Here is a 4,954-nt window from a genome sequence, read left to right as displayed (position 1 = left end):
ACGGCATCTCGGTGTGAGCATGTCGCGGCGGGTTAGCCCCGCCTCCCGGTCTCGATGGCCCTCTCGAAATCGTGCCACAGGTCGTCCGCGTCCTCGAGGCCGACGGAGACGCGCACGAGACCCGCCGTGATCTTGCCGGGCGCGTCGCCGGACGCGACGCGTTGCGTGAGGCCGGCCGGGTGCTGCACGAGCGTGTCGGTCGATCCCAAGCTGACGGCCGGCGTCGCGAGTCGGACCGAGCGCAGGAAACCGTCCGCCGCCGCGAACGCCCCGTCGCCGTCCGACTCGCCCTCGAGGCCGAGGACCTCGAACGACAGCATCGGTCCTGGTCCGCTCATCTGCGTCCCGACCAAGCCTTGAGGGTCGCGGCCAGGGACGCTCGGGTGGTACACCGCGCCCACGCCCGGGTGCTCGCTCAGCCGCTCCGCCAGCGTCGTCGCGGTCTCTTGGGACCGGCGGACCCGTAGCGGCAGCGTTGCGAGTCCTCGATGGAGCAGGTACGCGCCCTGCGGGTGTAGGATGGCGCCGGTCAGGATGCGGACCTGCCGAAGCCGAGCGGCCAACTCGTGTGAGCACGCGACGACGCCCGCCAACACGTCGCCGTGTCCGCCGATAAACTTGGTCGCGCTGTGCATCACGAACGCGGCGCCGTGGGCCAACGGCTGTTGTAAGACCGGCGTCGCGAACGTCGAGTCGACCACGACGGGCACGTCGCCCGCGGCCTGGACCACGGCCTCGATGTCGACCAGGTCGAGCGTCGGGTTGACCGGCGTCTCGATCATGACCAAGCCGGTGTCCGGCCGCATTGAGGACGCGACGCCGCCCTGGTCCGTCCACGCCACTTCGGTGCCCAGCACGCCCGACGAGACCAGCCGGTCCGTTGTCCCATAGATCGGCTTCACGCCGACGACGTGGCGGTTTCCGTCCCAGATCGCTGCCTGGACGACGGCCGTCAGCGCCGCCATCCCGGACCCGAACGCGACCGACGCGTCGGCGCCCTCGAGGGCGGCCAGTCCGTCCTCGAAGCGGGCGACCGTCGGGCTGTGCAAACGGGAGTAGATCGGGCCGCCGCGCTCAGCAGGCCCACCGCCGGCCATCATCGCGTCCAGGCTCCCGACGGCCTCGTCGAGCGACTCGAACGGGTACGTCGTCGACAGGTCGATGGGCAGCGCGTGGACGCCGAGCCGGCGCAGGTCGTCGCGGCCGGCATGAACGGCCAAGCTGTCGGGGTGCATTCGAGCGAGGAGTGGGGGTTCCAAGATGCACAGGCGATGGCCTCAAGGACGTGGAATCGAGAGCGGATACGACCTCGAGGCCGTAGCGCCACGGTCGGCGACAAAGCGAAGATGACGTCGCGTGATGCGCGCCAGGCACAAACTCAGTGTTTACAACTAGGTCGGACACCTCCGTTGCAGACCCCATCCCCCAGCGCTCATGCGTGCTTTTCGCCCCCTGGCCCTCGCCAGTGTCTTCCTCCTCGCCGCCTTCGCACCGCCCTCGACGGGCATCGTCTCGCTGTTCAACGCGAGCGACTACGTCGTCACCCACGTCTACGCCTCCGACTGCGGGACCGACGAATGGGAGGACGACTTGCTCGGCCAGTACGTCCTCGAGCCCGGCGACGAACTCGAGGTCGAGCTCAGCACGGGGTGCTGGGACCTGATGGCCCTCGTCGAAGGCGAGGTCGCCCTCGACACGTACTCGATCGGGATCGGCCCGGGCGACTACGTCGAGTGGACGATCTCGAACTGATCGCGCCACCCTCGCCCTCGAGGTCGTCCCGAGGGCGGGGAACCACACGGACCAGGCCGGTCCGCCCTCGAGGGCGGACCCGGAGTGGCTAGGCCAAGCGCCTCTGACTAGAGCCCACCCGTCACGACCAGCACGTCGTACAGGGCGTGGGTCCAGGCGGCGAGCGCGAACCCGCGCAGCAGGAAGACGGCGTTCAAGGCGAGCCCGAACAGGAACCGGAACGTGAACACGGACAGCGTGAACGGGTCGCCGAACGTTCCGATGTGATGGACGCCACTGAAGACCAGCGCACCCAAGACGGCCGCGATCAGGTAGGCCCGGTTCTGCTCGAGGCCGGTCAGACTCTTGAGACCCCAGAACAGCCCGCCGACGAGGATGACCCGGAACACCAGCTCCTCGTACAACCCCGCCCCGATGCTGAGCGCCAGCTGGAGGCCGAGCCCCAACTCGCTCAGCTGGGCCAGAACCAGGTCCGGCACGACCCACATGCCGAACAGCAGGCCGACGACTCCGCCAACGAGGATCGCCAAGACGATGGCGTAGGCCAGAGACTCCGCGATCAAAAGCACGAAGTAGCGCGGCACGATAGCAGGCCGGCGGTTCCGGTCGTACCACCAGACGCCGAGCCCGATCAGGACGACGGCAGCGCCCAGCGCAGCCCACCCCATCCCGCCGATGGACGCCAAGATGGACTTGAGCCACACATCGGCCCCGACGCGGATCTCGCCCGGCCCCGTGTTGGCCAGCAAGATGCCGACCTCGTAGAGAACGAAAAGGGGTAGCGCGGCCAGGAAGCCGTACGTCGCCGACCGGGTCGTGTCCCAGTAGCCGGTCGGCCTCGAGGGCGGCGCGCCAGACGGCGGCGCCGCGTCCGTCGGTGAAACAGACGCGGCGAGGCTGGCGATCTCGTCGGCGGGGGACGGCATGGCGGCGGAGTGGATCTCCTCCCCTACGCGCGGCCGTCCCCCACGTTGCGGTCTACATGCCGTCCTCGATGGGTGCCGACGGCGGCGGCAGGAGAACCGCATCGAGCACGTGGACGACGCCGTTCGTCGCGGCGACGTCGCCCTCGAGGACGGGCGCGCCGTTGACGGACAAGCCGCTCTCGGTGCTGAACACGAGGGGAACGCCCGATACCGACACGGCCTCGCCGACCTCGGCCGCCGCACTCGAGGACACCGCCCCTTCCACGACGTGTCCTAGAATGACGGCGCGGAGGTCGTCGGGCGTGAGGGCGTCGAGCGTCCCCTCGGGAAGGGCCGCGAACGCGCTGTCGGTCGGGGCAAAGACCGTCAACGGGCCGGCGTTGGAGAGGGCGTTGCCGAGCCCGGCCGTCTCGACGGCGCCGAGGAGAACCGTAAACCGGCCGTCGGCCTCGAGGACCTGGGCGATGGTGGACGTGGGCTCGGCGTCTTGAGCCGACGCGGGAGCAAAGGAGACCGCGACGAGGGCGGCCAGGAGTGCGATTCGCATAACAGATGTGGTGGAGAGCCCACAACATCACTCCGGGTCCGCGTCTCACCTTGAGGGTGGGCCGCTCGTGCCGTGAGGCCTTCGTGAGAGGCCAGCAGCCTCGTCCGACCTCGAGGTCTCATCAGAATGAGTGATCCGCGTTAAGCGTCCTCGAGGGCGGGCCGGCCTCGAGGGCGCGGACCTCAGGCTCTCCTCAGCCGTCCTCGAGGTCGACTACGGGATCTCGCGCAGCTCGACGCGCCGTGCGGCGTTCGGGTCGAGCTCGAGGGCGGTCGCCGCCGCGGCGGACAGCTCGACGAGGTAGGCGCGGCTCACCGGCCCCCGGTCGATCACCCTCACGAACGTGCTCCGCCCGCTCGACGGGTTCGTGACGAGCAGGACCGTCCCGAAGGGGTAGTCGCGGTGGCTGACGGTGAACTCGAGCGGGTCGTACGGCTCGTTGCTCGCCGTCGGGCGCCCGCGCATCACGTCGGGGTAGACCAGCGCCAGCCCGTCGTCGTCAGCCGGTCCGAGCTCGGGGTTGAGCGCGAGGGCCGGGTTGACGGACTCGGGCAGGATCAGCATTGCGCCCGGCGTCAAGGGCGCGGTCGAGATCGCATTCGTGCGGGCGAGAGCGTCGACATCGAGGCCGAACGCGGAGGCGATCGAGTACAGCGTCTCGCCGGGCTCGACGAAGTGGACCAGGTCCGCAGGGACCGTCGTGTCGTTGATGGACCAGTCGCGTGCCGGGCCGAGAGCCACAGGCGCCGTCCCGGACGCACCCTGCCCCCGCGTCGGGGCGCCGACGACCAACCGCTGGCCGACCTCGATCTGGTCGCCGCGGATGCCGTTGAGCCGTCGGAGGTCGTCGACGCTGGTGTCGTAGCGCAGAGCGATGCGGAACAGAGTCTCGCCGGGCTGGACGACGTGGACGACGCCGGACGACGCCGACCCGCGCGCAGGCGGATCCGGCCGGGGGTCCGGCGTGGGGCTCACCGGAACGTCCACTCCCGGACTCGTCGGCGGCGGCGTGGGAGGCGTCGGCCGCTGGCCTCCCCGGGCTCGGACACGCAGCGTCTGGCCGACCGAGATGTACGTGTCCGACAGGTTGTTGAGGTCTTGGAGCTCTTGGACGGTGAGCCCATGGGCTCGCGAGATGCGGAAGAGCGTGTCGCCGGGCTGCACCACGTACGTGCTCGGCTGAGCGAGCGCCACGACGGGCACCAGCAGCGCAACGACGAAGAGGAGGAGTCGGGTCATGGTGCTAGTCAATCGTCAAACTCGGCCTCGAGCAGAGCGCTCTGGAGCTCGGCGCGGGCGTGGGTGTCGCCTGCGGAGGTCGCGATGTCGATGCCGGCCCGGTACGTCCCGAGAGCGTCGTCGTCGCGTCCGAGCGCGCGGTAGAGCGCGCCGAGATGGTAATACGTGCCCACATAGCCTGGATTGCCCTCGACGAGCCCTTCGTAGTACTCGAGCGCTTGGTCGGCATCTCCCCGCTTGGCGAACTCCTGCGCGAGCGCGAACCGCGTGAACGGGTCGTCGGGGTCGTCGTGGAGGAACTGCTGGAGGGTCGCGATGCGGTCCATCCTACCAAGATAGCCGGCCTCGAGGTCGGAACCACAAGGGCGTACTCGAGGCCGGTCTACCAGCTTCCGCCCGCGCCGCCGCCGCCGCCGAAGCCGCCGCCAAACCCACCGAAGCCACCGCCGCCGAATCCGCCGCCGCCAAAGCCGCCACCGAACCCTCCACC

At 69.8% G+C, this 4,954-nt stretch carries 6 protein-coding genes; 1 reads left to right on the top strand and 5 read right to left on the bottom strand.

The features are described 5' to 3' along the window. Nucleotides 1-32: 32 nt before the first annotated feature. A complete protein-coding gene (locus tag WBA11_RS18155) occupies nucleotides 33-1,259 on the bottom strand; it encodes a trans-sulfuration enzyme family protein (RefSeq protein ID WP_424522045.1) in 1,227 nt (408 codons plus the stop codon). A 175-nt stretch (nucleotides 1,260-1,434) separates the two neighbouring features. On the opposite strand from WBA11_RS18155, the gene WBA11_RS18150 reads away from it, so the two are divergent. Further along, the gene (locus WBA11_RS18150; RefSeq protein ID WP_424522044.1) at nucleotides 1,435-1,752 is read left to right on the top strand and encodes a hypothetical protein; all 318 of its coding nucleotides are present in this window, start codon (nucleotides 1,435-1,437) and stop codon (nucleotides 1,750-1,752) included. A gap of 107 nt (nucleotides 1,753-1,859) precedes the next feature. Here the strand turns inward: WBA11_RS18150 and WBA11_RS18145 are convergent, their stop codons facing one another. The 4 genes from WBA11_RS18145 to WBA11_RS18130 all read right to left on the bottom strand — a co-directional run bounded on the left by WBA11_RS18145 (nucleotide 1,860) and on the right by WBA11_RS18130 (nucleotide 4,790). Then, on the bottom strand, nucleotides 1,860-2,678 hold the full coding sequence (locus tag WBA11_RS18145; RefSeq protein WP_424522043.1) for a type II CAAX prenyl endopeptidase Rce1 family protein: 819 nt from the start codon (nucleotides 2,676-2,678) through the stop codon (nucleotides 1,860-1,862). A gap of 52 nt (nucleotides 2,679-2,730) precedes the next feature. Next, nucleotides 2,731-3,225 (bottom strand): fasciclin domain-containing protein, encoded by a 495-nt coding sequence (locus WBA11_RS18140; protein ID WP_424522042.1) that lies wholly within the window; start codon nucleotides 3,223-3,225, stop codon nucleotides 2,731-2,733. A 213-nt stretch (nucleotides 3,226-3,438) separates the two neighbouring features. Continuing rightward, complete coding sequence (locus WBA11_RS18135; protein ID WP_424522041.1) at nucleotides 3,439-4,464, bottom strand: LysM peptidoglycan-binding domain-containing protein; 1,026 nt, start codon at nucleotides 4,462-4,464, stop codon at nucleotides 3,439-3,441. An 8-nt stretch (nucleotides 4,465-4,472) separates the two neighbouring features. Further along, entirely contained in the window at nucleotides 4,473-4,790 is a 318-nt protein-coding gene (locus WBA11_RS18130; RefSeq protein WP_424522040.1) for a tetratricopeptide repeat protein, read from the bottom strand. Nucleotides 4,791-4,954: the final 164 nt, after the last annotated feature.

It is taken from the genome of Rubrivirga sp. (genome assembly GCF_049648075.1).
GTDB lineage: Bacteria > Bacteroidota > Rhodothermia > Rhodothermales > Rubricoccaceae > Rubrivirga.
The sequence above is the reverse complement of the archived record's forward strand: the minus strand, read 5'-3'. Positions and strand labels throughout refer to the sequence as shown.

Excerpts from the sequence above, each read along its gene's own strand:
- WBA11_RS18150 (WP_424522044.1), top strand. The coding sequence starts at position 1,435 with ATGCGTGCTTTTCGCCCCCTGGCCCTCGCCAGTGTCTTCCTCCTCGCC.
- WBA11_RS18145 (WP_424522043.1), bottom strand. The coding sequence starts at position 2,678 with ATGCCGTCCCCCGCCGACGAGATCGCCAGCCTCGCCGCGTCTGTTTCA.
- WBA11_RS18140 (WP_424522042.1), bottom strand. The coding sequence starts at position 3,225 with ATGCGAATCGCACTCCTGGCCGCCCTCGTCGCGGTCTCCTTTGCTCCC.
- WBA11_RS18135 (WP_424522041.1), bottom strand. The coding sequence starts at position 4,464 with ATGACCCGACTCCTCCTCTTCGTCGTTGCGCTGCTGGTGCCCGTCGTG.
- WBA11_RS18130 (WP_424522040.1), bottom strand. The coding sequence starts at position 4,790 with ATGGACCGCATCGCGACCCTCCAGCAGTTCCTCCACGACGACCCCGAC.